Genomic DNA, 23,897 nt, shown 5'->3' with positions numbered 1-23,897 from the left:
AAGTTTGGCGACTCCGGTATACGCCGGTAAACCAGTCCCTGCAACCCTTCCAGCAATTTCCCCTCAAATTATCCCGGACAGCAGTGCGCGCAGGCGGGAACCCAATTCGTCTATGTCACCACTTGATTTTCTCTAAGTGGTCGATTGAGAAGCTTGGGTTCCCGCCTCCGCGGGAACGACGTTTGCAGGCTGACGATTCTTTTCAGGCCGCCAGCTCGCGCGGCAAGGTCATCTGCAATATCGCACCACCGGTGTCGCTGCGCGCCAGGGTCAGGTTGCCGCCCAGGTAGCGCGCGCGTTCGCGCAGCAGGCGCAGGCCGTGGCAGCCCCTGGACGCCGTTTCCAGCGCATTCTCGCCCGGTCCCACGCCATCGTCGCGCACGGTGAGCATGGTCATCTCGCCGTCGTCGTCGAGGATCACATCCACCCGCGTGGCCTGGGCATGGGCGGCGGCGTTGCGCAGGCCTTCCTCGGCGCAGCGCAGCAACAGCACGCCGTGTTCGCGCGACCAGGCGCCGTCGTCGTCGGGCAGGCTGGCGCGGGCCGTCAGGCCGCGTTCGGCGCCGAAGGCGGGCACCAGCTCGGCCAGCGCGGCGCGCAGGCCAAGGAATTCGAGCTTGTCGTTCCACAGCTCGAGCTGCATCGTGCGGTTGGTCTCGATAATGCCGGCCAGCAGGGTCTTCATCTGGGCCGCGCGTTCGCGCGCCTTGCTGTCGGCTGGCAGGTTCTGGGTCAGCAGGGCCAGATGCATGGTCAGGGCCGTCATCGACGAGCCCAGGCTGTCGTGCAGCTGGCGCGCCAGCTGGCGACGTTCCTGGTCCCAGCAGTTGGCCAGCCAGGCCAGCATTTCGGTGAGTTCTGCGGTGCGCGCCGCGACCTGGCGTTCGAGTTCCGGGTCGGGGGGCGATGGGGCCGGTTCGGTCATCGTAGGCTCTGTTAAATGTTTCCCAAATCATACAACAGTTGGCAATTCGGCGGCGCGCGCCCGGCGCTGCCAGCCAGCCAGACGTTGTACATGCGCAGCGTGCGCTCCCGTACAGTCTGCATGGAAGTCGCGGCGCATGCTGTCTATGTGGCCAGCGAGCCATCAATATCAAACAGATTCGGGGGTATTACCATGACGAAAAAAGACAAGCAACAGGACGCCATTGAGCTCCTCACCAGCCAGCATGACGAAGTCAAGGCGCTGTTCAAGCAATTCGACGAACTGGGCGAGCGCGCCACCACCAGCAAGAAGAAGCTGGCGGACGAGATCTGCGAGCAATTGATCATGCACACGCAGATCGAAGAAGAAATTTTCTATCCGGCGCTGCGCTCGGTATCGAAGGAGATGGAAGACATGCTCGACGAAGCCGTGGTCGAACACGCTTCGGCCAAGGACCTGATCTCGCAGATCCAGGAAATGGAGCCGGGCGACGACCTGTACGACGCCAAGGTGACGGTGCTGGGCGAGTACATCGAGCACCACGTCGACGAGGAAGAAGAGGAGATGTTCCCGAAAGTGCGCAAGCTCAAGCTCGACCTGGATGCCCTGGGCGCCGAGATGGCGGCGCGCCGCGACGAGCTGCTCGCCACGGCGTGATCGCGCAGCCGCTGCGGTAAGCGCTGCGGTAACTGCAGCGGCTTCAAGCGGCGGCAGTGCCGGCCGGGGCCGGAGCCGAGGCCGCCAGCGCTTCCAGCAGGCGATCGATCTGCACCGGCTTGACCAGGTGCTGGTCGAAGCCGGCTTCCATTACGCGCCGCTGGTCGTCCGGCAGGCCGTAGCCGGTCACGGCGATCAGGCGGATCGCGCGCGTGGCCGGGTCGGCGCGCAGGCGCCGCGCCACCTCGTAGCCGTCGATGCCCGGCAGGCCGATATCGACCAGCGCGGCGTCCGGCCGGCAGGCATGCGCCTGGCCCACGCCCTGCAGGCCGTCGGTGGCCTGGTACACCGGGTAGCCATAGGCGGCCAGCATGGTCGCCATCATCTCGCGCCCGTCTTCATTGTCTTCGATCAGCAGCACCGACGGCTTGCCCGTGTCCAGCGGCGGCGAGACAGCCGGCGCGCATGGTTCGCCCGCGCCGGCCGATTGCGCCAGCTCGGCGCATGGAAGGCGGATCGTGAAGCTGGAGCCGAGTCCTGCGCCGGGGCTGTCGGCGCCCACGCTGCCGCCGTGCAGCTCGACCAGGCGCCGCACCAGCGACAGGCCGATCCCCAGCCCGCCCTGCGAGCGGTCGATCGAGATCGCGCCCTGCACGAACACGTCGAACACCTGCGGCAGCAGTTCGGGCGGGATGCCGACGCCCGAGTCGCGCACGGTGAGCACGACGTCGTCGCCGGTGCGCGCCAGGGCGATGTCGATGGCGCCGCCGCTCGGCGTGTATTTCAGCGCATTGTCCAGCAGGTTCGAGACGATCTGTTCCAGTCGGGTCGGGTCGCCGTCGACCCAGCCCGGTGCCAGCTCGACCGCAATGCGGTAGCCGTCGGTGCGGCCGGTGGCGCGGAAGGTTTCCAGGCAGCTGGCCACCAGCCTGGACAGGTCGGTGGCCTGGCGCGCCAGCAGGATCTTGCCCGACATCGCGCGCGACAGGTCGAGCAAGTCATCGACGATGCGCGACAGGTGCTGGCTCTGGCGCTGGATGATGGCGCGCGCGCGCGCCACCGTGTCGGGCGCGGCGCCGGCCAGGCCGATCAGGCTCGAGGCGCTGGTGATCGCCGACAGCGGATTGCGCAGTTCATGGCCGAGCATGGCCAGGAACTCGTCCTTGGCGTGGCTTTTTCTCTCGGCGGCGCGCCGCTCTTCCATCTCGCGCACCAGGCGCCGGTTGGTGGCGGTCAGCTCCGAAGCGTGCTGCGACAGCTTCTCGGCCTGGCGCTTGAGTTCCTCGTTCTTCATGGCCAGGGTGACGAATACCGACACCTTGGCATGCAGGATCTGCGGAATGACCGGAGTGAACAGGAAGTCGGCGGCGCCGCGCTGGTAAGCCTTGAGGCGGTCGATCTCGTCGGCCAGGAAGGCAGTCACGAAGATGATCGGGATGTCGGACGAGCGGGTGCGCTGGTGGATCGCCTCGGCGGTCTCGAAGCCGTCCATGCCGGGCATGTTCACGTCGAGCAGGATGACGGCGAAATCGTGCAGCAGCACCTGGCGCAGGGCTTCCTGGCCGGAGCGGGCCGACAGCACGGTGTAGTTGCCTTCGTCGGCGCGGCCGTCGAGCAGGCTGGTGAGCGCCAGCAGGCTGGCGGGGTCGTCGTTGACCACCAGGATCTTGGGTTTATCGCTGTTCGCCACGATGGATTCCGTCAACATTGCTGTGCTCGCCCGACAAAGGATTCTAAACTTATAGTTATTTTCGAGTAAATACCTTGCAAAACGCGCCATCATAGCATGTGACATAAGTGCCACTCGGCAAATAAATCAATCGTGCGGGCTGTAGCGATGTTCGGTGCCGCACATACGTCGGTACAGTGCTATGCCATAGTGGAATCGAACCGGTTCGCTGGCGGACGGGACGCCTACAAGAAAGGACATAACATGAATATCGACACTATTGTAAATGAACAATTCCACGGTAAAACCTTCCGCGAGCTGAGCGAGGCGCCGCTATCGGCGCTGCGCGGCATCGGCGAGCAGCAGGCTGCCGCGCTGGCCGATACGCTGGGCGTGAAGACGATCGGCGACCTGGCGAACCTCGAGGTGATCCGCTACGCGATCGCCATCAAGGCGCTGTCCGGCTGCGAAGGCCTGTCCAACAAAGAAAAGGCCGAGGAAACGCTGCTCGACGACGCGGTCGAGATGACCTTCCCGGCCAGCGATCCGATCTCGGTCGATGCCGGCATCACCCGCATCGAGGTGGCGCCGGACATGGTCGACGCGGGCCATGATCACCAGCACGCGCAGTCGATCGAAGAAAAGAGCAAGATTCGCGAGTGCCCGGTGGACGAGAAGCGCTGAGATTTTCGTTAACTGGCATTAGCGGGCGGGCCACGCGGCGGAAGTTGCGTGGCCTGTTTGTTTATGCGGACGCTGCGAGGGGTAATTGGGGTGGTGCCGGTGGGGGAACTGGGGTTCCCGCCTGCGCGGGAACGACGTGCTGTTGTACGTGGCCGAAGTCGGATAGTTCGACCTATCCAGCCCCAAATTTAACGTCGTTCCCGCGAAGGCGGGAACCTAAGTGCGCGTGCGCAGCGAGTGTGCACGCAAAGTGAGGAAAACACACTGCTCAGCGATGCTGCGCCGCCAGCTCCGCCGGTGCTGCAGTAGAAGCCGCCTGGCTCGGCGCCGCCGAGGTCTTGGCCGCTGCCTGGCGATTCGCCGCCGGCGAGCAGAAGCGGTTCTTGCCGGCGCGCTTGGCTTCGTACAGCGCGTAGTCGGCGATATTGATCAGCGCATCGACCGACTCGGCATCGTCCGGATAGATGCTGATGCCGATCGAGGTCGACAGCCGCAAGGTAAGGTCGTTGATGAAGAAGGGCTCGGACAGCGCCTCGACCAGTTTCGAGGCAGGTCCCTGGGCGTCGGCCAGGCTGTGGATGTCGCCCAGCACCACCATGAATTCGTCGCCGCCGAGGCGCGCCACGGTGTCTTCCTTGCGCGAGCTCGACAGCAGGCGCTGGGACACCATCTTGAGGATGTCGTCGCCGTAGGCATGGCCGTAGGTGTCGTTGATCGCCTTGAAGCCATCCAGGTCGAGGTACATGACGGCCGCCTTGGCATGGCTGCGGTTGGCGTGCTGCAGGGCCGTTTCGATACGGTCTTCGAGCAGGCGCCGGTTGGGCAGGCCGGTGAGGGCGTCGTGCAGGGCCAGCTCCTGCTGCGCCTTGGAGTATTGCGCCAGTTCCTTGTACAGCAGCCGCACCTCGAGCATATTGTGGATGCGCTTGTGTACTTCGAGCAGGTCGAAGGGCTTGCTGATGAAGTCGCGGGCGCCGGCTTCGAGCGCGGCGATCTTGAAGCTCGGCTGGGCGGTCAGGGCCAGCACCGGCAGGTAGCCGCCTTGCTCGATCTCCTTGAGCCCTTTCATCACCTGGAAGCCGTTCAACCCCGGCATCTGCAGGTCGAGCAGGATCAGGTCGTAGTTGTGCTCGCGGTGAAGCGGGCAGACCTGTTCCGGCAGCATCGTCGAGCTGACGCAGGTGTAGCCTTCCTCACGCAATATCTCTTCCATCAATTCGATATTGTCGGGCGAATCGTCCACTACCAGGATTTTCGCGTTCAAAATGTCTTGTCTGCTCGGCATGCTTTTTCTCGTCTATTCGTATGGAGCGGATTCCCTTCTGGGTGGAATCGGGCTTGAACCCATCACTACTTAGTCTAGCAAACAGCTCAAAATTTCTTGTAGGACAGCGCCGCGTGCGTGGGTAGGAACATGAACGACCGGCCGACAACGGCTATTTTGCACTGGTCATTCAGCATTGGCTACCACTCAACGGTTGACCAGACGTGCCCCTCCGTTTACCAGCTGCGATGTGGCGGGCAGGGCCACCATGCCGATCGCCTCCATCAATTCGGTCTGTTCGACCGGCTTCGAGACATGGGCCGAAAAGCCCGCTTCCAGCGCCTTGAGCCGGTCTTCGGAACGGGCGAAGGCGGTCAGGGCGATGGCGGCGACTTGCCCGCCCGCTTCGCGCGGCAACGCGCGCACCCAGGACAGCAGTTCGAGGCCGTCGACCTCGGGCATGCCGAGGTCGCTGATCAGGAGGTCGGGCGGCGCCGCCTGCAGCATCTCGAAGGCCTCGCGTGCGCTGGCGGCCAGGCGCACGCTGGCCTGGCAATCGGCCAGGATGCGGGCGATCAGTTCGCGCGCATCGCGGTCGTCGTCGACCACCAGCACCGAGGTGCCGCGCAGATCGCGGATCGCGCCCTCGGCCGCCTGGGCGCCAAGGCCGGCGTCGGCGGACTGCGCCGGCGACTCGCGGATCATCCGGGCGCGGGCCGAGTCGATGGAGCGCGGCGGCGTCTTGGCCACCGGCAGCTCGATGGTGAAGCTGGCGCCCTGGCCGACCCCGGCGCTCTCGGCGCGCACCGTGCCGCCGTGCTGCTCGACCAGGTGCTTGACGATCGACAGGCCCAGTCCCAGGCCGCCGTGGGTGCGCGTCATCGAGGCGTCGGCCTGGCGGAAGCGTTCGAACACGTGGGTGATGAATTCGGGACCGATGCCCGCGCCGTTGTCGCGGATCGTGATCGCGACCTGCTCCTCGTGCTGGCCGACCTCGATCGTCACCAGGCCGTCGCGCGGGGTGAACTTGATCGCGTTCGACAGCAGGTTCCAGATCACCTGCTGCAAGCGGCCCGGGTCGCCCGCCACCGGCGGCACCTGGTCCCCGTAGTGGCGCTCGATGCGGATGCCCTTGGCGTCGGCCGCCGGGCGCACGGTCTCGATGGCGGCGTCGATGAAGCCGGCAGGCGCCACCGTCTGCATGTCGAGCAGCACCTTGCCCGAGGTGATGCGGCTCATGTCGAGCAGGTCTTCGATCAGCTGGGCCTGGGCGCGCGCATTGCGCTCGATGGTGGACAGGCCGCGCTGCAGGTCGGCGCCGTCGCGGCTGCCGCGGCGCAGCACCTGCGACCAGCCCAGGATGGCCGACAAGGGCGTGCGCAGCTCGTGCGACAGGGTGGCCAGGAATTCGTCCTTCATCTGGCTGGTGCGCTCGGCCTCGGCGCGCGCTTCGCGCTCGTTCTCGAGCAGCACCTTGCGTTCCTCGGCGGCGCGGCTGGCGGCTTCCACCAGGCGGATATTGTCGACCGCGATTGCGGCCTGGGCCGCGATGCCGCTGACGATGCGCTCGCTGCGTTCGGTGAACACGCCGGGTTCCGGGTGGCCGAAGAACATCGTGCCGAGCAGCTCGCCCGAGCGCGCCGTGACCGGCACCGACAGGTAGCTGCGCACCGGCGGATGGCCGGCCGGCAGGCCGAACTGCAGCGCCTTGGCGGCGTGTTGCGGATCGTGGCCGAGGTCGCCTACGCGCATGTCGCCTACGCGCATGTCGCCTACGCGCATGTCGCCTACGCGCATGTCGCCGATCCGCACCAGCCCATCGGCGCGCAGGCCGGGGCCGAACAGGGCGCTGGCGCCGGGCGCCGCGAAATCCTGGAACTCGGCCGAAGTGGCGCCCGACAGCGTGTACAGCGAGAACAGCGTGCCCGCGCCTTGTTCGCCATAGTGGAAGAAGGCGCCGAAACGGGCGCCGCAGACGCCGGCGGCGGCATCGGTGGCGGCCTGCATCAGCGAGCGCAGGTCGCGGGTCGAGGCCAGGATGCTGCCGGTGCTGTTGAGCAGCTCGAGCACGTGCGACTCTTCGCGCAGCGCCTGCTCGGCGCGTTTGACCTGATCGACGTCGGTATTGGTGCCGAACCAGCGCACCACGCGGCCGTCGCGGTCGTGCACCGCCTCGACCCGGGTGAGGAACCAGCGGAAGTTGCCGTCGGCGCCGCGGATCGGGAATTCCATCTCGAACGGCGAGCCGGTGCGCACCGATTCGTCCCAGTGCTCGAGCACGGCCGGCAGCACCGCCGGGTCGTACACGGCTTTCCAGCCCCAGCCGGTGGATTCGCTCTGGGTGATGCCCGTGTATTCATACCAGCGCTGGTTGAACCAGACGATGGCGCCGCTGGGGTCGGCCATCCAGGCCAGCTGCGGGATGGTGTTGGCCAGCGCGCGCAATTCTTCCTCGCTCTGGCGCAGGTGGTCGTCGGCTTCGCGCCGGGCGCTGATGTCCTGGGCCATGCCGGTCATGCCCAGCACGCCGCCACCCTGGGCCGGGCTGGCATAGTCGGGGCGGCCGACCAGGGCCACGCAGCGCGCCGCGGGCTGGCCGCTCGGCGCGCCGCCGGCATGGCCGTCGCGCGGCAGAAGGCGGCATTCGAGGTCGAGGTCTTTGCCCTGGGAGAAGGCTTCGAGCACCGCGCGCCGCACCCGCTGCCGGTCGTCCTGGGCCAGGCGGGCGCGCAGCAGCGGCCACTCGAGCGCCACGCCTTCGGGCAGGCCGAGGATCTCGGCCGCGCGTGCGCCAAAGGTGACGCGGTCGCTGGCCGCGTCCCAGCGCCAGTCGCCCAGGCGGCCGGCCGCGATGGCGAGCTGCAGTCGGTTGTTGTTGTCGATCAGGGCTTGCTGGTCGAGCTTGCGCGCCGTGATGTCCTGGAAGTACAGGGTCAGGCCCTCGGGCGACGGGTAGACCCGCATGTCGAGCCAGCATTGCAGGCGGCGGTAGAAGAATTCCTTGTTGACGGTGATCCGCTGTTCCATCGCGCGCCGGCAATCGGCGGCGACCGAGGTGCCGTGCAGGTCTTCGAATTCATCCCACAGCCGGCGTCCGACCAGGCTGTCGCGGCTTTTATTGAGCGGCGCCACCATCTGCAGCGCGCGGCCGTTGATATAGGTGATGTTCCAGTCGCGATCGACCGCGCAAAAGCCGTCGGTGAGGCTTTCGAGCATGTTTTCCATGCGTTCGGTGGCGCGCTGCAGCTCTTGCCGCGCGGCGGCCAGGTCTTGCTCGGACACGTGGCACGGGGTGCTGCTGGAATGGTCGGAGGGATTGTTCATGCCGGGGTTGCGGAACGCCCGAAACCGGGCAGGATGCGTTTCATTGTAGACCAGACAAGCCGGTCTGACACACACGCTTGGAAGCTGCCGGGCAGGTTCTCGATGCGCGCGCGAATCGGCCTGCTTCAGCCGTCCGCTTCAGCCGCCCTTGCCGGGCCGGCGCGCCACCTTCGTCAGCGCATCCTGCAGCTGGTCGATTTCGTAGGGCTTCTGCAGCGACTGGTAAGGGAAGGACAGGTGGCGCAGCAGGGTGTCGCCATAGCCGGAGGCAAAGATCACGCGCAGCGACGGATCGTCCGCGATCGCGCGGGTGGCCAGGTCGACACCCGACATGCCGGGCAGGCTGACGTCGGAGAACAGCACGTCGTAGCGCTGGCGCGCGAGCAGGGCCAGGGCGTCGTCCGGATGGGCCACGCCGTCGGCTTCGTGGCCGAAGGCCTTGAGCATTTCGCACACCAGGTACTGGGAGTCGACGTTGTCCTCGACCACCAGGATGCGCATGGCGCCGTCGCCGGTGTCTTCTTCCTGCGGCGCGGCGGTGGCCGGGGCCAGCGCCACCTGCACGCCGCGCACCGCGCCGGTCTCGTCGCGCACGGGAGTCAGGCGCAGGTCGAAGCGCGATTCCTGGCTGCCGTCGAGACGGCGGAAGGTGAGGGAGGTATCTTGCACCACGCCGGCCTCGCCGCGCCAGGCGGCGTCGAGGATCTTGCCGGCCGCCGCCAGCGGGGGCGGCAGCACCGGCGGCACCGAACCGCCGGGCACCCGGCCGTAGCCGGGGCCGGCCAGCAGCGCATATGCCTCGTTGAACACCGTGATCGTCTCGGTGCCCCAGACCAGCAGGGTGGGCACAGGAGAATTGAGGAGCAGGTCGCTGGCGAGCCGCAGCGGCAGGGGCCAGCGGGCGGCGTCGCCCAACGCGGTCGCCGACCAGTCGTAAGATGCGGTGCTCCGGGCGGAGGTGTCGAGGTCGGGCATGGGCTGGCTTGTTGTAAAAACGAAAATATGGCGGGCATCCTACACCAAAAGTCCGCCGGCTGCTTTGACAAGCGTGCGCGGCCGCACAGACTACGTTTTGTAACTAACCAACAAGCGGGGAGTTCGTCCACCTGTTGAGGCCGCTATCGCGGCCAGCAGTCGACATGTAGGCAGCCGGCGTTCGGACAAAAAAAAGCCCGCATCGTGAGAGGCGGGCTGAATCTATTTCCTAGGAGGAGAATAGAGGAGACAGGTGAATGATGCTGCATTGCGTCAAATCAGTCCAATTTATATTTCCAATACCAGTCATAGCCTTAATAAATATCTCTCAGGGATTGTCAAGTGCGCACTGTAGCGTGTGCGCACTTGGTGCGTGCGTGAAAATGTTCTAGGATGGCAACTATGTCATCTTCTACGTTGCTTGTCCGCGCCGGTATCGCGCTGTTGTCCTGCGCCTGCACGGTGCAGGCGCACGCGCGACCGCTCGATCCGTCGGCGGGGCAAACTGTACCGCTCGCCGATTATTCCCTCGAACAGCTGTCCGACATCGTGGTCACCTCGGTCTCGCGCCAGGACGAAGCCTTGGGGCGCGCGCCGGCCTCGGTTTATGTGATCCAGGGCGCCGAGATCGCCCGTTCCGGCGCCACCTCCTTGCCCGAGGCGCTGCGCCTGGCGCCGAACCTGCAGGTGGCGCGCATCGGCGCCGGGTCGTATGCGATCAGCGCGCGCGGCTTCCTGTCGCCGCTGGCCAACAAGCTATTGGTGATGGTCGATGGCCGCAGCGTGTATTCGCCGCTGTTTTCCGGCGTATTCTGGGAAATGCAGGACGTGGCGCTGGAAGACGTGGAGCGCATCGAAGTGATCAGCGGCCCGGGCGGCACGGCCTGGGGGACGAATGCCGTCAACGGCGTCATCAACGTCATCACCCGCAGCGCCGCCCAGACCCATGGCGGCCTGGCGACGGCGCATGCCGGCGCCGGCGAAAAGGGGGCGAGCGTGCGCTACGGCGGGCAACTCGAGGGTGGGCCGCACTGGCGCGCCTATGCGCGCGGCATGGACGTCGATGGGTTCGCGCTCGATGCGGGCGGGCCGGATGCCGGCGGCATGCGGCGCCAGCAGGCGGGTTTTCGCCTCGACTGGGAGGCCGAGGCCACCGACGTCACTTTCAGCGGCGACGTCCACGACGGCCGCCTGCGCGCCGGCGGCGACCAGTCGCGCACCGAGACGTCGGGCGCCAACCTGCTGGGACGGGTCGAGCATCGGGTGGACGAGAACCAGAGCGTGCGCCTGCAGGCCTGGATCGACCATGCGCGGCGCGACCAGCAGGGCGTCGGCGCCCAGCGCCTGGACACCTTCGACGTCGAAGCCCAGCACCTGCTGCGCCTGGACGGCCACAACCTGGCCTGGGGCGGCGGCTATCGTTACAGCCGCGACCGGATCGATAACGGCCCCTTGCTGCGCTTCACGCCGGCGCGCCGCAGCCTGCGCTGGTCGCACCTGTTCGTGCAGGATGAAGTCAAGGTGGCGCAGGATGTGCGCGCCAGCGCCGGTGTGCGCATCGAACACAATGTATATACGGGCAGCGAGGTGTTACCCAGCCTGCGCCTGGCATGGGACGTCGATGCGCGCTCGATGCTGTGGGCGGCGCTGTCGCGCACGGTACGAGCGCCGTCGCGCATCGACCGCGATTTCTACGTCATCGACCCGCTCGATCCGAACGCCTTCCTGGTCGGAGGCGGCGCGGACGTGGTGTCGGAAACGGCGCGCGTGACCGAGCTGGGCTACCGCGCCCAGCCCCTGCCTTCGCTGTCGTGGTCGGCGACCGCCTTCTATACGGATTTCGAGCGCCTGCGGACGCTTGAGCGGAACGCCGCGGGCGCCAATCCTCCAGCTGCCTATGTCCTGCAAAGCCTGGGCAAGGGCGCGCTGCGCGGCGTCGAGCTGTGGGCCAACTGGCAGGCCGCGCGCGGCTGGCGCCTGCATGCGGGGGCGGTGCTGCAGGACGTGGACGTCGGGCGCGAGCCGACCAGCCGCGACAGTACCGGCCTGAGTTTTCTTGCCGGCAATGATCCGCGCGTGACCTGGACCGTGCGCAGCGCGCACGAGCTGAACGCCCGCCTGCGGGCCGATCTGGCGCTCCGTTACGTCGCGGATATGCCGCAGGCGGCCCTGCCAAGCTATCATGAGCTCGATGCGCGGTTGGCGTGGCAGGTACGCCCCGATCTCGAGATCGCCCTCGTCGGGCGTAACCTGCTGCACCGACGCCATGCCGAATTCGGCGCGGCGGGCAGCCGCCAGCTGATCGAGCGGACAGTGTTCGCCAGCGCGGCGCTGCGTTTTTGACTGGCCAATGGATTCCATGACTATCACTCAACCTGAACGCCCGCAGCGCCGCCTGGCATGCCGGGCCCTGGCGCTGCCCCTGCTGCTGGCCGGCGTCGGCGCGCCCCTGCTGCCGGTGGCCGCCCAGTCTGCGGCGCCGGCGCTCGAGCGGCGCGTGAAGGCGGCTTTCCTGTATAAATTCCTCGGTTATGCCGATTTTCCGCCGCAGGCCTTCGCCGACGCCGCCACGCCCTTCACCCTCGGCGTGTTCGGCGCCGAAGACATGGCGGCCGAGCTGACGCGGATCGCCACCGGGCGCATGGTGGCGGGGCGCACGATCGTCGTGCGCGCGCTGCGCGAGCAAGACCTGGCCCAGCCGGTGCACCTGCTGTTCGTGGCCGGCCAGGACGAGGCGCGCACGGCGCGCCTGCTGCGCGCCTCGCCGGCCTGGCTGACCGTGAGCGAATGCGAAGGCTGCCTGCAGCACGGCAGCGTGATCAATTTTACGATCGTCGATGAGCGCGTCCGTTTCGACGTTTCGCTCGATGCGGCGGAAAAGAAGAATGTGAAGCTCAGTTCGCGCCTGCTGACGGTCGCGAACCGCGTGCAGAAAGGAGCCTCGTGATGCCAATGCACGATACCGGTTCCGTCCGGAGCAAATTGATTTTGATGGCGGTGGCGACCACTGTGGTGGCCCTGCTCACCGCGGGCGTGGCGATGCTGCTGCTCGACCTGCGTACCTTCCAGCGCTACTGGATCGACGATCTGACCACCCAGGCCGACATCGTCGCCAGCGTGACCGCGCCCGCTGTCTCGTTCAACGATACGGCCGACGTCACCCAGAGCCTGACCCTGCTGCGCGTGCGACCGCAGATCGTGGCGGCCGCGGTCTACACCGCCAACGGTACCCGCTTCGCCACCTATGTACGGCCCGACGTGCGCGCCCAGTTGCCCGAGCGCCCCGAGCCGGCCGGCTACCGCATCGAGCGCGGCGAAGTCGTGCTGTACCGCGACATCGTCGAGAACGGCGAGCGGATCGGCACCGTCTACCTGCGCTCGCGCTACGGCGTGCTGGACCGGGCCCTGAGCTATGGCGCGATCCTGGGCGGCGTACTGCTGGGCGCCCTGGTGATCGCGGCCCTGGTGGCGTCGCGCTTGCAAGCCTCGATCACACGGCCGCTGGAAGCCGTCACCGACGTCGCGCGCCAGGTGATGCTGCGGCGCGACTTCTCGCTGCGGGTGCCGGGCAAGGAGAAAGGCGAGATCGGCGTGCTGGTCGAAGCTTTCAACGACATGCTGGCCGAGATCGGCCGCCGTTCGGACGCGCTGCAGGCGGCCAACCGCACGCTCGAACACGAGATGGAAGTGCGCCAGCGCGCCGAAGGCGCCCTGATCGTGGCCGACCGCCGCAAGGACGAATTCCTGGCCACCCTGGCGCACGAGCTGCGCAACCCGCTGGCGCCGATCCGCACCGGCCTGGACATCCTGCGCATCCGCAGCGGCGACGCCCAGGCCACCCAGCGCGCCACCGACATCATGGAACGCCAGCTGCGCCAGATGGTGCGCCTGGTGGACGACCTGCTGGACGTCTCGCGCATCAATACCGGCAAGTTCACCATCAAGATGGGGCGCGTCGAGCTGAAGGCCGTCGTCAACGACGCGCTGGAAGTGGTGCGTTCGTATATCGAGCTGCACGGCCACGAGCTGGTGCTGGAGCTGCCGGACCGTCCGGTATTCCTGCATGGCGACGCCACGCGCCTGGCGCAAATCCTGTCAAACCTGCTGAACAACGCCGCCAAGTACACCAACCGCGGCGGCAAGGTGATGCTCAGGGGCGGGGTGGAGGACAAGACCCTGGTGCTCGAAGTAGCCGACACCGGCATCGGCCTGGCGCCGGACATGCTCGATTCGGTGTTCGAGATGTTCGTGCAGGTCGACTCGACCCTGGAACGCAGCAATGCGGGCCTGGGCGTGGGCCTGTCGCTGGCGCGCAAGCTGGTCGAGCTGCACGGCGGCACGATCACCGCCCACAGCGAAGGCCCGGGCCTGGGCAGCCGCTTCCTGGTGCGCTTGCCGATCGTGGTGGAACCCGAGCCGCCGACCAAGCCGACCCCGGCCGCCTTCATCAGTACCGAGAGCTACCGCATCCTGCTGGCCGACGACAACGTCGACTTCGTCAACAGCATCGGCGCACTGTTGACCGCGATGGGCCACAGCGTGGTGATCACCCACAACGGCCCGGACGCGCTGGCCGCGGCGGCGCGCTTCTGCCCCGACTATGCCTTCCTCGACATCGGCCTGCCGCATATGTCGGGCTACGACCTGGCGCGCGGCATCCGCAAGCTGCCGAGCGGCGCGCTGACGGTGCTGATCGCCGTGACCGGCTGGGGCCAGGAGAAAGACCGCCAGCTGGCCTTCGAGGCCGGTTTCGACCACCACATGGTCAAGCCGGTGCGCTTCGAGCAGATCGAGGAAATCCTGGGCACGCGCAGCGTCGTCAAGAAGCTGCGCACATAACAGGGTAGGGCACATAAAAAACGGAAGCGCTGAACGCGCTTCCGTTTTTTTTTGCGTGCGGCAGGCTGGCGGGGGCGTCAGTCCTGCTTCGCGCGGCGGCGGTGCGCCAGGAAACCCAGCACGCCAAGGCCGCCCAGCATCATTCCGTAAGTGCCGGGCTCGGGCACTGGCGCCAGCGCCACTGCGCCGCCAAAGCTGGCGCCGTCAGCCGACAGCAGTTCGCCGCTCACCTGCAGGTAATAGTCGCCGGCTCCCAGGTTGTCACTGGCGAGCGACCACAGGTCAATGGCGCCGGCTTGGACTTCCTCGCCCGCGGTGATGAGTACATCGTCGGCGCCATACAGGGCCAGGCCGGTGATGTCCAGGCCGACGTCGCCGCTGCGGCTGCTCGACGCGACCACGGCATCCAGGTTGTGGCCGATCGTGCTCGCGATCGTGAAGGTGAACTGGTCGGCGAAGGTGTTGCCCTGGTTATCGGCGGCGAAGGAGTCGCCGAAGTAGGCGGTCAGATCGACCAAGTCCAGTGCTTGCGGCGAATCACCGATGACTTCCTGCGCCATCACGGCGGAAGAACCGAACGACGACGCGCCAGCCAGCACCATTGCAGCAATGAGAGATCGTTTCATGTCTTTCCTCGCTAAGAATCAGCCGCGACCTGCAGGCTGGGTTGAGAGACCGGAACTTCATGCTAACAAAAGGGCAAATAAATACATCCCCCGGCGATAGTGTGCTTATGGAACAAGAAATTTGTGCTCATGAGTAACTATTTGCTGGCGCGATAGCTATCGAATGCGTCTTCATAGGAGAGCGCAGCTATCTGGTGTTGTAGAGCGGAAAACATCCGCCGTTTGCTCGACATATGTCAGCGAAGTCCTACGCAAACTACTGGTGCTCTCCGGCGTAGAGGCCGTTGACAGGGTGGGTGTGCGGCTGAACACCGCGAAAGGGATGAGCGCCAATGGCTCTGGCGCATTGCTGCGAGTGGAAAAGAAAAATGGCTCAGAATTTCTTCTGAGCCATTCTCTTTGAAACAGTTGGTGCGGCTGGCAGGAATCGAACCCACGACCCCTTGGTTCGTAGCCAAGTACTCTATCCAGCTGAGCTACAGCCGCCCGAGGCACGCATTATAGCAGCATGTGGTGAGTTGCCAAAGTCGTGCGGATTGCGGGCGGGGCGGGCAGCGTGGCATTTCCGAATCTGCGGATAGACATGCCCGGGCCGGAAAAGAAAAATGGCTCAGAATTTCTTCTGAGCCATTCTCTTTGAAACAGTTGGTGCGGCTGGCAGGAATCGAACCCACGACCCCTTGGTTCGTAGCCAAGTACTCTATCCAGCTGAGCTACAGCCGCCCGAGGCACGCATTATAACGGCATGCGAAGAATTGGCAAAGTGCTGGTCATATTGCCTGGCAGGCGGTCCTGCTTGCTCGACAATTCTGCTTGCCTTCGCTGAAAAGAAAAATGGCTCAGAATTTCTTCTGAGCCATTCTCTTTGAAACAGTTGGTGCGGCTGGCAGGAATCGAACCCACGACCCCTTGGTTCGTAGCCAAGTACTCTATCCAGCTGAGCTACAGCCGCCCGAGGCACGCATTATAGCGATGCTTGTTCTTCTTGGCAAAGGGTTATCGAGAAAATTTATTGGCAAGTGACTGCTTTAGTGCGTCGATCACCGCCCGATCGTTAGGATTGCACAATACCGCCGGCAAATCCGCTTGCGGGACCAGGTGCACGGCCTGGCTTTCCCATCCCATCAGCGCCGGATTGCCGCCGATCCGGCGCGCCAGGTAGTAGCGGGTATAGGTCAGCGTGCGCGTGCTGTCCACCAGGTGCGCCAGGATCTCGACCCGCAGGCCGGATTCTTCGAAGGCTTCGCGGATGGCCGTGGCTTGCAGGTTGACTCCGGGATCGACCCGGCCCTTGGGAAAGGTCGCGTCATAGCCGCCGAAGCGGTTCGATGGCGACACCGCCCACACGCGGCCATCGTCTTCCACGATCACCACGCCTGCCGCGGGGGATTTCGATGGCGGCAGGTCGAAGGCCGGCTCGATGATGTCGGCTTGTCCCTCGACCTCGCTCCACGCGGCATTCGTGGCGGGCGCGTCGATCCACGGCGCGAACGGCACGCCGTTCAGCATCGGGGGCAGGGCGCCGAGCGGGATGACGGTCGCGATCCGTGCGGGGTCGAGCCAGGTGTCTGGTGCGGTCGGCAGCGACGGACGGGTGATCAGCACGGGCTTGCCGTGCTCGTTGGGCTGGGGATGATGGACGGCGGCGTCGTTCATGAGGATGGCTGAAGCAAAAGTGCGGGCCCAAAGCAATAAGGGCACTTCTTGCGAAGTGCCCTTATCTGAAGAAGGTTGGTGCGGCTGGCAGGAATCGAACCCACGACCCCTTGGTTCGTAGCCAAGTACTCTATCCAGCTGAGCTACAGCCGCCCAATGCAGGCATTATAGCGGGAGGCGGGCGTCTTGGCAAAGGTTCATTGCCGAAGAGCGTAGCGGACCAGGAAAACCGTTCCCGACAAATCCCCGGGGGAAAAGGAAAGGCGCTGTCATCGTTACCTGTTGATGGCCCCGAATGCAATACGCAGCAATTGCTCGACGGAAGTAACTCGGCCGCCATCGAGCGCCCAATGCCAGCCCAGGTAGTTGGGTAGCCAGCGTGACGCCACGCCATGGAAGCGCGCCAGCCATTCCTTGAGGCGCCGGTGATAGGCGTTCACATTTTGAACGTGGATGGCGCCCTCGGCGCCGTTGCGGACGCGTTCGCCGGCACTGAGGTTGACGGCCTGGTGCGCAATGCCATGGGCAAGGGCGAAGGCGGGATAGGCGGCGTTGGCATCAGTGGCCAACAGCGCCTGGGGATCGAGTTTCGGCAGCAAGTGCTTGACCAGTTGGCTCACCTTCAAGGGACCGCGTCCGGTGACGGCGTCGATGGTTTGCCCGCTGCGGTCGCGCGCCACCAGGATGCAGTCGAGATGATGCGAGATGCCACGCGCGGCCCTGCCGCCACGCTTACGCGGCCGGCGATTGAGCTTGCGTGAGCCCTTCTGCGATTCGAGCAGGAACATTTCGTCGGCCTCGACGATGCCGACAAGGCGCTCGGGCCGGTCGTCCTTGACCCGGTCGAGAAAGCGGTGGCGCCAGCGAAACGTGGTGTTGGGGTGCACGCCGAGCCGCTTGGCCGCAGAGCGGACTGTGCGCGAATCGAGCACCGTGTCCAGATAATCGAGCCACTTGCCCTTGTGCCTGAGCCGCGCCAGCGGCGTGCCGGTCAGGTCGTTGAAGGTGCGTCCGCATGCGCAACAGCGAAAGCGCTGCAGGTCGTTGGCCTGACCATGCCGGTGGCANAGGCGCTCGGGCCGGTCGTCCTTGACCCGGTCGAGAAAGCGGTGGCGCCAGCGAAACGTGGTGTTGGGGTGCACGCCGAGCCGCTTGGCCGCAGAGCGGACCGTGCGCGAATCGAGCACCGTGTCCAGATAATCGAGCCACTTGCCCTTGTGCCTGAGCCGCGCCAGCGGCGTACCGGTCAGGTCGTTGAAGGTGCGTCCGCATGCGCAACAGCGAAAGCGCTGCAGGTCGTTGGCCTGACCATGCCGGTGGCACCGCTCGCAGCCGCAATCCGGGCAGCAACGCCCCTGTGACCGGATCTCGTCGATGAGGGCGACGACCCGGTCGAGTCCGGCAGCCGGATGCAGGGCGGCAAGCACCTGCTGACGCTGCGGCTGGTTCAGCAGCGCCAGCTGGGCGAACAGTTCCTCAAACTTCGGCGCTTTCATCGTGCGCTCCTGATCGATGGCGACCGGGATTGGACCGCGGATCAGCTCAGCAGTTCAATGCTCATCCATATCTAACGATGACAGCGCCAAAGGAAAAGGGCCAGATCTCGCGATCTGGCCCTTCGTATTTTCTGGTGCGGCTGGCAGGAATCGAACCCACGACCCCTTGGTTCGTAGCCAAGTACTCTATCCAGCTGAGCTACAGCCGCCCGAAGCACGCATTATAGCAGGGGGCTATCGTTTCTGGAAGACTCAAAATATTTCACCTAAGCAAACTCCTCTGGTAGATTGGATGGCAGGATCATTAATTGGATTGCCATGCCGGATTTCGCCACTGTCCGCGCCACGTCGTGGCGCTGGCTCCTCCTGCTATTGCTGGGCATCGTAAGCATGCTCGCCGCGGGCCTGCCCACGGACGCGGGCGCCGCCCAGCGCAGCCTGCGCTTCGAGCGGCTGTCGGTCGACGACGGCCTGTCCCAGCATTCGGTGATCAATATCTTGCAGGACCGCCAGGGCTTCATATGGTTCGGCACCCAGGCCGGGCTGCACCGTTTCGACGGCTACCGGATGACCGTGTACCGCAACGACACCAACGATCCGGGCAGCATCCCCGACAACTATGTGTCCGCCTCCTACGAGGACGCCCAGGGCAATCTGTGGTTCGGCACCAAGGGCGGGCTCGCGCGCCACGACCCCGCCACCGGCCGCTTCCAGCGCCATGCGCTGACCGATGAAGGGCGCAGCGTGCTGCGTTCGGTGGTGGCCATCGTGCCGGGGCCGGATGGCGCGCTGTGGCTGGCGACCACCGACGGCGTGGTGCGCTTCGACCCGGCCACCGGCCGGCATCGAAGCTATGTGCACGACCAGGAGAACCGCGCCAGCCTGCGCGACGATCGCGTCAATGCGCTCGCCTTCGACAATGCTGGCGCCCTGTGGGTGGGCACGGCGGCCGGCCTGGACCGGATGGACCCGGGCGGCGGCCGCTTTGCACATTTCGCGCTCGCGCCCCCGTCCAACGTCAAGGGCAATACGGTGCTGGCGCTGTCGATGGGGCCGCGCGATACGCTGTGGATCGGCAGCGCATCCGGGCTCGAAGCGTGGCGCCTGGACGAGGCCGCGCCGCAACGCCGGCGCATGGGCGCGGCCGAGGGACTGGGCGACGTGCACATCCGGACGCTCTACCACGACAGCGGGGCCCAGCTGTGGGTCGGCACCGAGACCGACGGCCTCAAATGGCTCGACCCCTCCAGCGGCCGCTTCATCAGCTACCGCAACGCGGCCCAGGACCCGCACAGCCTGTCGGACAACCAGGTGCCGGCGGTGCTGGTCGACCGCACCGGCACACTATGGGTCGGCACGTATTTTGGCGGCATCAACCGCACCGACCTGGCCAGCGGCGGCTTCGCGCGCTATGGCGACACCGAGGGCATCGGCCGCGCGCGGGTGCGCGCCATCGCCGGCGACTCCTCCGGCCGCCTGTGGGTCGGCACCGTCAGCGATGGCCTGATGCTGCTCGACCCCGCCACCCGCCAGGCACGCCGCGTGCGTGGCGCGCTGCTGGGCGACAGGGTGACCGCGCTCGCCAGCGCCCGCGGCCGGTTGTGGATCGGCACTCCGACCGGCCTGCTGTGGCGCGCCCCGGACGGACGCATGGGCCGGGTGGCGCTGGCCCCCGGACCGAACGCCAGCCATGTGCAGGCGATCCGCGCCGGCCGTGACGGCACTTTATGGGTGACGACGCGCGACGGCCTGTCGGCGCTGGCGCCCGGGGCCGAGACCACGCGCAACTGGCGCAACGATCCGCTCGACCCCACCAGCCTGGGCGACAACTATGGCCGCGCGCTGCTGGAAGACCGGCACGGCATCCTGTGGATCGGCACCGAGTCGGGCCTGGAGCGGTTCGATCGCGCCACCAATACCTTCACCCGCTTTCGCAACGACCCGTCCGATCCGGACACCTTGCGCCACAGCCGCGTCAACTACCTGCACGAGTCGCGCTCGGGCGAGCTGTGGGTCGGCACCGCCGGCGGGCTGCACCGCATGATGCGCGACGGCGAGCGCACCTGGTTCCGCTTCTATCCCTTCGCCGATGCCGGCGAGGCGCCCTCGGTCGGCGCCATCCTCGAGGACGACGACGGCATCCTGTGGGTCAGCTCCACGGCCGGGATCACGCGGGTCGATCCGGTCAATGGCCAGACCAAGAGCTACTCGGCCAAGGACGGCCTGATCGATGGTTCCTATTTCGTCGGCTCGGCCTGGCGCGGCGCCAACGGGCAGATGCATTTCGGCGGCATCGACGGGATGACCTCGTTCCAGCCCGCCGAAGTGAGAGATAACCCGTTTCCGCCGGCGGTCGCGATCACCGACCTGCTGGTATTGAACAAAACCCGGTCCATCCCCGACCTGCCGATCCGGCGCGAGATCACGCTGTCGCACCGAGACACCGTGTTCACCCTCGAATTCGCGGCCCTGCACTACGCCGACCCGCAGGGCAACCGCTACGCTTACCAGTTGGCGGGCTTCGACCAGGGCTGGGTCGACACCAATGCCAGCCGGCGCTTCGCAACCTATACCAACCTCGATCCGGGGCGCTACGTATTCCGGGTCCGGGCCAGCAACAAGGATGGCTTGTGGAGTCCGGACGCCGCCACGCTGGCGATCACGATCACGCCGCCATACTGGAAGACCTGGTGGTTCCGCACGCTGGCGGCGGCCGCGGTGCTGGCGCTATCGTACCTGGCCTACCGGCTGCGGGTGCGCGCGCTGGTCGAGCAGAAAGGGCTGCTGGCGCGCGAGGTCCATGCCCGCACCGCCGAACTGCTGCTGCAGAAGGAGGCGGCCGAACGCGACAAGCGCGAAGTCGAGCGCCAGAAGGAATCGGTCGAGCGCGCGCACCGCAATATCGCGCTGCTGTCCGACATGGGCCGCGTGCTGACCGCGAACCTCGACAACGAGGCCATCATGAACACGCTCTATCAGCACGTGGTGGCGCTGATGGACGCGCCGGTGTTCGCGGTCGCGCTATGGCGCGCGGAGCGGGGAATGCTCGAGCTGCCGTACGCGATGATGGTGGGACGGCGCATGGCGCCGCGCGAACTGCACTTCGATCCGGCGCGCCACCTGCTGTCGTGCTGCGTGGCCGAGGGCCGCGAATTCCTGCTGATCGACGTCGAGGCGGAACTGCCGGCCGTGCTGGCGCACCCCGTCGATGCGGTCGACGCGGTGGCGGTGTCGGGCACGGCGGCGCTGGCGCCGCGCTCGCTGCTGTGCGTGCCGGTGACGGTGGGCGATCGGGTGCTGGGCGCGGTGACGGTCCAGAGCCGCCAGCCCGGCGCCTACGGCCAGGTCCACCTCGACATGCTGGGCACCCTGGCCGCCTACGTCGGCGTGGCGATGGACAATGCCGAAGCCTATCTGCGCCTGAAGGAAACCCAGGCCCAGCTGGCCGCGCAAGAGAAACTGGCTTCGCTCGGTTCGCTGGTGGCGGGCGTGGCGCACGAGCTCAACACCCCGATCGGCAACAGCCTCTTGATGGCCAGCACGCTGCAGGAGCGCACCAGCGCAGTGGCGGCGCGCTTCGCGCACGCCACGCTCAAGCGCTCCGACCTGGAAGACTATATGGCGGCCTCGAAAGAGGCGTCGGAGCTGATCGTGCGCAGCCTGCACAATGCGGCCGAACTGGTGAGCAGCTTCCGCCAGGTCTCGGTCGACCAGGCCAGCGCCCAGCGCCGCCGCTTCGACCTGGCCCAGGCGTGCCACGAAATCGTGGCGACGCTGATGAATACGGTGCGCCTTGCCGAACACCGCCTGCTGCTCGACGTGCCGGCCGGGATCGTGATGGATGGATTCCCCGGCCCGCTGGGCCAGGTCCTGATCAACTTCGTCAACAACGCCATGCTGCACGCCTTCGAGGGGCCGGGCGGCAGCATGACGATCGGCGCCGTGCTGCACGACGGCCGGGTGACCATCACCTTCCGCGACGATGGCCGCGGCATCGAGGCGGCCCATCTCGGCCGCATCTTCGATCCCTTCTTCACCACCCGCATGGGGCAGGGCGGCACCGGCCTGGGCCTGAACATCGTCTACAACATCGTCACGAGTCTCCTTGGCGGGACGATCCGGGTCGAGAGCACGCCGGGCGCCGGGACGCTGTTCGTGCTCGACCTGCCGCTGCGGGCGCCGGACTGAAGGCGTTGTTCAGACCGCGTTGCGTGGAGCACCCGCCCGCCAGGCCTCGATATTATCAACCAGCATGTCGGCCAGCGTCTGCATCGCACCGGCACTGGCCCAGGCCACGTGCGGGGTCAGGATGAAGTTCGGCAGGCGCAGGCCGAGCAGGGGATTGCCGGACGATGGCGGTTCCTTGGAGAGGACGTCGAAGCCGGCGCCGATGCGGCCTTCCATCAGCACCTCGGCCAGCGCCGCCTCGTCCACCAGGCCACCGCGCGCGGTGTTGATCAGGAGCGCGCCCGGCTTCATCAGGCCCAGCTCGCGCCGGCCGATCAGGTCGCGGGTCTGTTCGGTGAGCGGCAGGTGCAGGCTGACGATGTCCGAGGTCGACAGCAGTTCGTCCAGCGCCAGTTCGGTGACGTCCGGATCCTGGATCGGCGAGCGCGAGGTGGCGGCCACCCGCATGCCGAAGGCGCGCGCGATGCCGGCGACCCGCTTGCCGAGCGCGCCGTAGCCGACAATGCCCAGCCGGCTGCCGGCCAGGTCGCCGATCGGGTGGTCGAGCAGGCAGAAGCGGCTGGACGTTTCCCATTTGCCGGCCTCGACGTCGAGGGCATAGGCGCGCAGGTTGCGGCGCAGCGCCAGCATCAGGGTGAAGCAGTGTTCCGGCACCGAGACCAGCGAGTAGTCGCGGATGTTCGAGACCACGATGCCCCGTTCGCGGCAGGCGGCCAGGTCGACGTTATCAAGGCCGGTGGCCGCGACCGCAACCAGTTTGAGGTCGGGCAGTCGCGCGATCGCATCCGCGCGCAGCGGCACCTTGTTGGTGATGGCGACAGTGGCGCCGGCCAGGCGTTCCACGACCTCGTCCGGGCTGGTGCCCGCGTGATCCTGCCAGGTATGCGCAAAGCCCGGCACGCGCACATTGGCTTGCAGGCTGTCTCGATCGAGGAAGACGATACGGTCCATGATGTCCTTTACACAGCGGGCAAAAGCTTATTGTAGAGCAGACAAGGCAAAAGACAGGAAGGCCTGTCTTTTGCATGGGAGCGGCGTTGGGGACGCCGCGATATGGTGGGGCTCGAGCCGGCTTCTGGTGAGGGCCTTGAGCCGTGGGGATTACTGCGAGCGGGCGACGCCGTCGGCCTTCGCTTCGACCTGGTCGGCCTTGGCTTCAGCTTTCTTCTCGGATGCTTTCGCTTCCGCCTTGGCCACGTCGGCCTTTGCTTCGGCGTTGGCTTTCTCTACCTTCTCGTCGGCCTTGGCGACTTCTTTCGCATGCTTGGCGTCGGCCTTGGCTGCATCTTTGTGGGCCTGCGCTTCGGCATGGGTAGGGGTGGTGGCGGCAGGCGTCTGGGCGAACACGGAAGTAGCGAACAGACCAGCGATCAGGGTAGCGGCGATTTTGCTCATGGTGTCATTCCTTTAAAGTGGTTTGAAACTCGGTTGCTCTCGTGTGGGGCTCCGTGGAGTTGTTTTCCCCGTGTTACTGAGCAGATAACGGGCCCCGTTACGGTCCAGTTGACGAAAATTACATCCGCTTACATTTGTTCTTTCGACCACGGTCAGCGTTCGCTGCCGTACAGTCCGTGGCGCGGGCCGGGAATAGGCT

Annotated in this window: 16 protein-coding genes, 5 tRNA genes and 1 pseudogene; 6 read left to right on the top strand and 16 right to left on the bottom strand. The window is 66.2% G+C overall.

Going from position 1 to position 23,897, the window contains the following annotated elements; genetic code table 11:
* Nucleotides 1-202: 202 nt before the first annotated feature.
* Nucleotides 203-925 (bottom strand): sensor histidine kinase, encoded by a 723-nt coding sequence (locus tag FVD38_RS09825; protein WP_147934642.1) that lies wholly within the window; start codon nt 923-925, stop codon nt 203-205.
* Between the two features lie 192 nt (nt 926-1,117).
* On the opposite strand from FVD38_RS09825, the gene FVD38_RS09820 reads away from it, so the two are divergent.
* On the top strand, nt 1,118-1,582 hold the full coding sequence (locus FVD38_RS09820; protein ID WP_123071771.1) for a hemerythrin domain-containing protein: 465 nt from the start codon (nt 1,118-1,120) through the stop codon (nt 1,580-1,582).
* Between the two features lie 43 nt (nt 1,583-1,625).
* On the opposite strand, the gene FVD38_RS09815 is transcribed toward FVD38_RS09820, so the two are convergent.
* Complete coding sequence (locus FVD38_RS09815) at nt 1,626-3,290, bottom strand: response regulator (RefSeq protein WP_147934641.1); 1,665 nt, start codon at nt 3,288-3,290, stop codon at nt 1,626-1,628.
* 225 nt (nt 3,291-3,515) lie between these two features.
* Here FVD38_RS09815 and FVD38_RS09810 point away from each other — a divergent pair, with 225 nt between their 5' ends.
* Nucleotides 3,516-3,935 carry a hypothetical protein gene (locus FVD38_RS09810; protein WP_123071773.1) on the top strand — a complete coding sequence of 140 codons (420 nt, stop codon included), beginning with the start codon at nt 3,516-3,518 and terminating at the stop codon, nt 3,933-3,935.
* Nucleotides 3,936-4,203: 268 nt separating this feature from the next.
* Here FVD38_RS09810 and FVD38_RS09805 read toward each other — a convergent pair whose 3' ends face one another.
* The 3 genes from FVD38_RS09805 to FVD38_RS09795 form a co-directional block, all read right to left on the bottom strand.
* Nucleotides 4,204-5,220: a GGDEF domain-containing response regulator gene (locus FVD38_RS09805; RefSeq protein WP_147934640.1), complete on the bottom strand. Its 1,017-nt coding sequence runs from the start codon at nt 5,218-5,220 to the stop codon at nt 4,204-4,206.
* Nucleotides 5,221-5,406: 186 nt separating this feature from the next.
* Complete coding sequence (locus tag FVD38_RS09800; RefSeq protein WP_147934639.1) at nt 5,407-8,523, bottom strand: ATP-binding protein; 3,117 nt, start codon at nt 8,521-8,523, stop codon at nt 5,407-5,409.
* A 138-nt stretch (nt 8,524-8,661) separates the two neighbouring features.
* On the bottom strand, nt 8,662-9,498 hold the full coding sequence (locus FVD38_RS09795) for a response regulator (RefSeq protein ID WP_147934638.1): 837 nt from the start codon (nt 9,496-9,498) through the stop codon (nt 8,662-8,664).
* 402 nt (nt 9,499-9,900) lie between these two features.
* Here FVD38_RS09795 and FVD38_RS09790 point away from each other — a divergent pair, with 402 nt between their 5' ends.
* Genes FVD38_RS09790 through FVD38_RS09780 form a run of 3 tightly spaced genes read left to right on the top strand, consistent with a single transcriptional unit; the run spans nt 9,901 to nt 14,337 of the window.
* Nucleotides 9,901-11,841 carry a TOL_0244 family TonB-dependent receptor gene (locus tag FVD38_RS09790; protein ID WP_147934637.1) on the top strand — a complete coding sequence of 647 codons (1,941 nt, stop codon included), beginning with the start codon at nt 9,901-9,903 and terminating at the stop codon, nt 11,839-11,841.
* Between the two features lie 16 nt (nt 11,842-11,857).
* Nucleotides 11,858-12,445, top strand: a complete 588-nt coding sequence (locus tag FVD38_RS09785; protein ID WP_187271528.1) for a TOL_0243 family YfiR-like periplasmic protein — start codon at nt 11,858-11,860, stop codon at nt 12,443-12,445.
* Nucleotides 12,445-14,337, top strand: a complete 1,893-nt coding sequence (locus tag FVD38_RS09780) for a sensor histidine kinase, YfiR-like protein-associated (RefSeq protein ID WP_147934635.1) — start codon at nt 12,445-12,447, stop codon at nt 14,335-14,337. The genes FVD38_RS09785 and FVD38_RS09780 overlap by 1 nt, the downstream gene beginning before the upstream one ends.
* Before the next feature lie 77 nt (nt 14,338-14,414).
* On the opposite strand, the gene FVD38_RS09775 is transcribed toward FVD38_RS09780, so the two are convergent.
* From FVD38_RS09775 to FVD38_RS09740, 9 genes and pseudogenes are all read right to left on the bottom strand, one after another.
* Complete coding sequence (locus FVD38_RS09775) at nt 14,415-14,963, bottom strand: FxDxF family PEP-CTERM protein (protein WP_147934634.1); 549 nt, start codon at nt 14,961-14,963, stop codon at nt 14,415-14,417.
* Nucleotides 14,964-15,372: 409 nt separating this feature from the next.
* Nucleotides 15,373-15,449 (bottom strand) — tRNA-Arg (locus FVD38_RS09770).
* Nucleotides 15,450-15,609: 160 nt separating this feature from the next.
* Nucleotides 15,610-15,686, bottom strand: a tRNA-Arg gene (locus tag FVD38_RS09765).
* Nucleotides 15,687-15,838: 152 nt separating this feature from the next.
* Nucleotides 15,839-15,915 (bottom strand) — tRNA-Arg (locus tag FVD38_RS09760).
* A gap of 44 nt (nt 15,916-15,959) precedes the next feature.
* Nucleotides 15,960-16,619 carry an NUDIX hydrolase gene (locus FVD38_RS09755; RefSeq protein WP_147934633.1) on the bottom strand — a complete coding sequence of 220 codons (660 nt, stop codon included), beginning with the start codon at nt 16,617-16,619 and terminating at the stop codon, nt 15,960-15,962.
* Between the two features lie 76 nt (nt 16,620-16,695).
* A tRNA-Arg gene (locus tag FVD38_RS09750) sits at nt 16,696-16,772 on the bottom strand.
* A 122-nt stretch (nt 16,773-16,894) separates the two neighbouring features.
* Nucleotides 16,895-17,806 (bottom strand): IS1595 family transposase, encoded by a 912-nt coding sequence (locus FVD38_RS27145; protein WP_370660633.1) that lies wholly within the window; start codon nt 17,804-17,806, stop codon nt 16,895-16,897.
* 75 nt (nt 17,807-17,881) lie between these two features.
* Nucleotides 17,882-18,115 (bottom strand): annotated as a pseudogene (locus FVD38_RS27280) (IS1595 family transposase); the annotation flags it as partial.
* A 132-nt stretch (nt 18,116-18,247) separates the two neighbouring features.
* Nucleotides 18,248-18,324 (bottom strand) — tRNA-Arg (locus tag FVD38_RS09740).
* Between the two features lie 109 nt (nt 18,325-18,433).
* On the opposite strand from FVD38_RS09740, the gene FVD38_RS09735 reads away from it, so the two are divergent.
* Nucleotides 18,434-22,303: a two-component regulator propeller domain-containing protein gene (locus FVD38_RS09735; protein WP_147934632.1), complete on the top strand. Its 3,870-nt coding sequence runs from the start codon at nt 18,434-18,436 to the stop codon at nt 22,301-22,303.
* A 9-nt stretch (nt 22,304-22,312) separates the two neighbouring features.
* Here FVD38_RS09735 and FVD38_RS09730 read toward each other — a convergent pair whose 3' ends face one another.
* Nucleotides 22,313-23,254 carry a D-2-hydroxyacid dehydrogenase gene (locus tag FVD38_RS09730; protein ID WP_147934631.1) on the bottom strand — a complete coding sequence of 314 codons (942 nt, stop codon included), beginning with the start codon at nt 23,252-23,254 and terminating at the stop codon, nt 22,313-22,315.
* Between the two features lie 150 nt (nt 23,255-23,404).
* A complete protein-coding gene (locus tag FVD38_RS09725; RefSeq protein ID WP_147934630.1) occupies nt 23,405-23,698 on the bottom strand; it encodes a hypothetical protein in 294 nt (97 codons plus the stop codon).
* Nucleotides 23,699-23,897: the final 199 nt, after the last annotated feature.

Source organism: Massilia arenae, assembly GCF_008014745.1.
Taxonomy (GTDB): domain Bacteria; phylum Pseudomonadota; class Gammaproteobacteria; order Burkholderiales; family Burkholderiaceae_D; genus Telluria; species Telluria arenae.
This window is presented reverse-complemented; position numbering and strand designations above follow the sequence as displayed.

Excerpts from the sequence above, each read along its gene's own strand:
- FVD38_RS09825 (WP_147934642.1), bottom strand. The coding sequence starts at position 925 with ATGACCGAACCGGCCCCATCGCCCCCCGACCCGGAACTCGAACGCCAG.
- FVD38_RS09820 (WP_123071771.1), top strand. The coding sequence starts at position 1,118 with ATGACGAAAAAAGACAAGCAACAGGACGCCATTGAGCTCCTCACCAGC.
- FVD38_RS09815 (WP_147934641.1), bottom strand. The coding sequence starts at position 3,290 with ATGTTGACGGAATCCATCGTGGCGAACAGCGATAAACCCAAGATCCTG.
- FVD38_RS09810 (WP_123071773.1), top strand. The coding sequence starts at position 3,516 with ATGAATATCGACACTATTGTAAATGAACAATTCCACGGTAAAACCTTC.
- FVD38_RS09805 (WP_147934640.1), bottom strand. The coding sequence starts at position 5,220 with ATGCCGAGCAGACAAGACATTTTGAACGCGAAAATCCTGGTAGTGGAC.
- FVD38_RS09800 (WP_147934639.1), bottom strand. The coding sequence starts at position 8,523 with ATGAACAATCCCTCCGACCATTCCAGCAGCACCCCGTGCCACGTGTCC.
- FVD38_RS09795 (WP_147934638.1), bottom strand. The coding sequence starts at position 9,498 with ATGCCCGACCTCGACACCTCCGCCCGGAGCACCGCATCTTACGACTGG.
- FVD38_RS09790 (WP_147934637.1), top strand. The coding sequence starts at position 9,901 with ATGTCATCTTCTACGTTGCTTGTCCGCGCCGGTATCGCGCTGTTGTCC.
- FVD38_RS09785 (WP_187271528.1), top strand. The coding sequence starts at position 11,858 with ATGACTATCACTCAACCTGAACGCCCGCAGCGCCGCCTGGCATGCCGG.
- FVD38_RS09780 (WP_147934635.1), top strand. The coding sequence starts at position 12,445 with ATGCCAATGCACGATACCGGTTCCGTCCGGAGCAAATTGATTTTGATG.
- FVD38_RS09775 (WP_147934634.1), bottom strand. The coding sequence starts at position 14,963 with ATGAAACGATCTCTCATTGCTGCAATGGTGCTGGCTGGCGCGTCGTCG.
- FVD38_RS09755 (WP_147934633.1), bottom strand. The coding sequence starts at position 16,619 with ATGAACGACGCCGCCGTCCATCATCCCCAGCCCAACGAGCACGGCAAG.
- FVD38_RS09735 (WP_147934632.1), top strand. The coding sequence starts at position 18,434 with ATGCCGGATTTCGCCACTGTCCGCGCCACGTCGTGGCGCTGGCTCCTC.
- FVD38_RS09730 (WP_147934631.1), bottom strand. The coding sequence starts at position 23,254 with ATGGACCGTATCGTCTTCCTCGATCGAGACAGCCTGCAAGCCAATGTG.
- FVD38_RS09725 (WP_147934630.1), bottom strand. The coding sequence starts at position 23,698 with ATGAGCAAAATCGCCGCTACCCTGATCGCTGGTCTGTTCGCTACTTCC.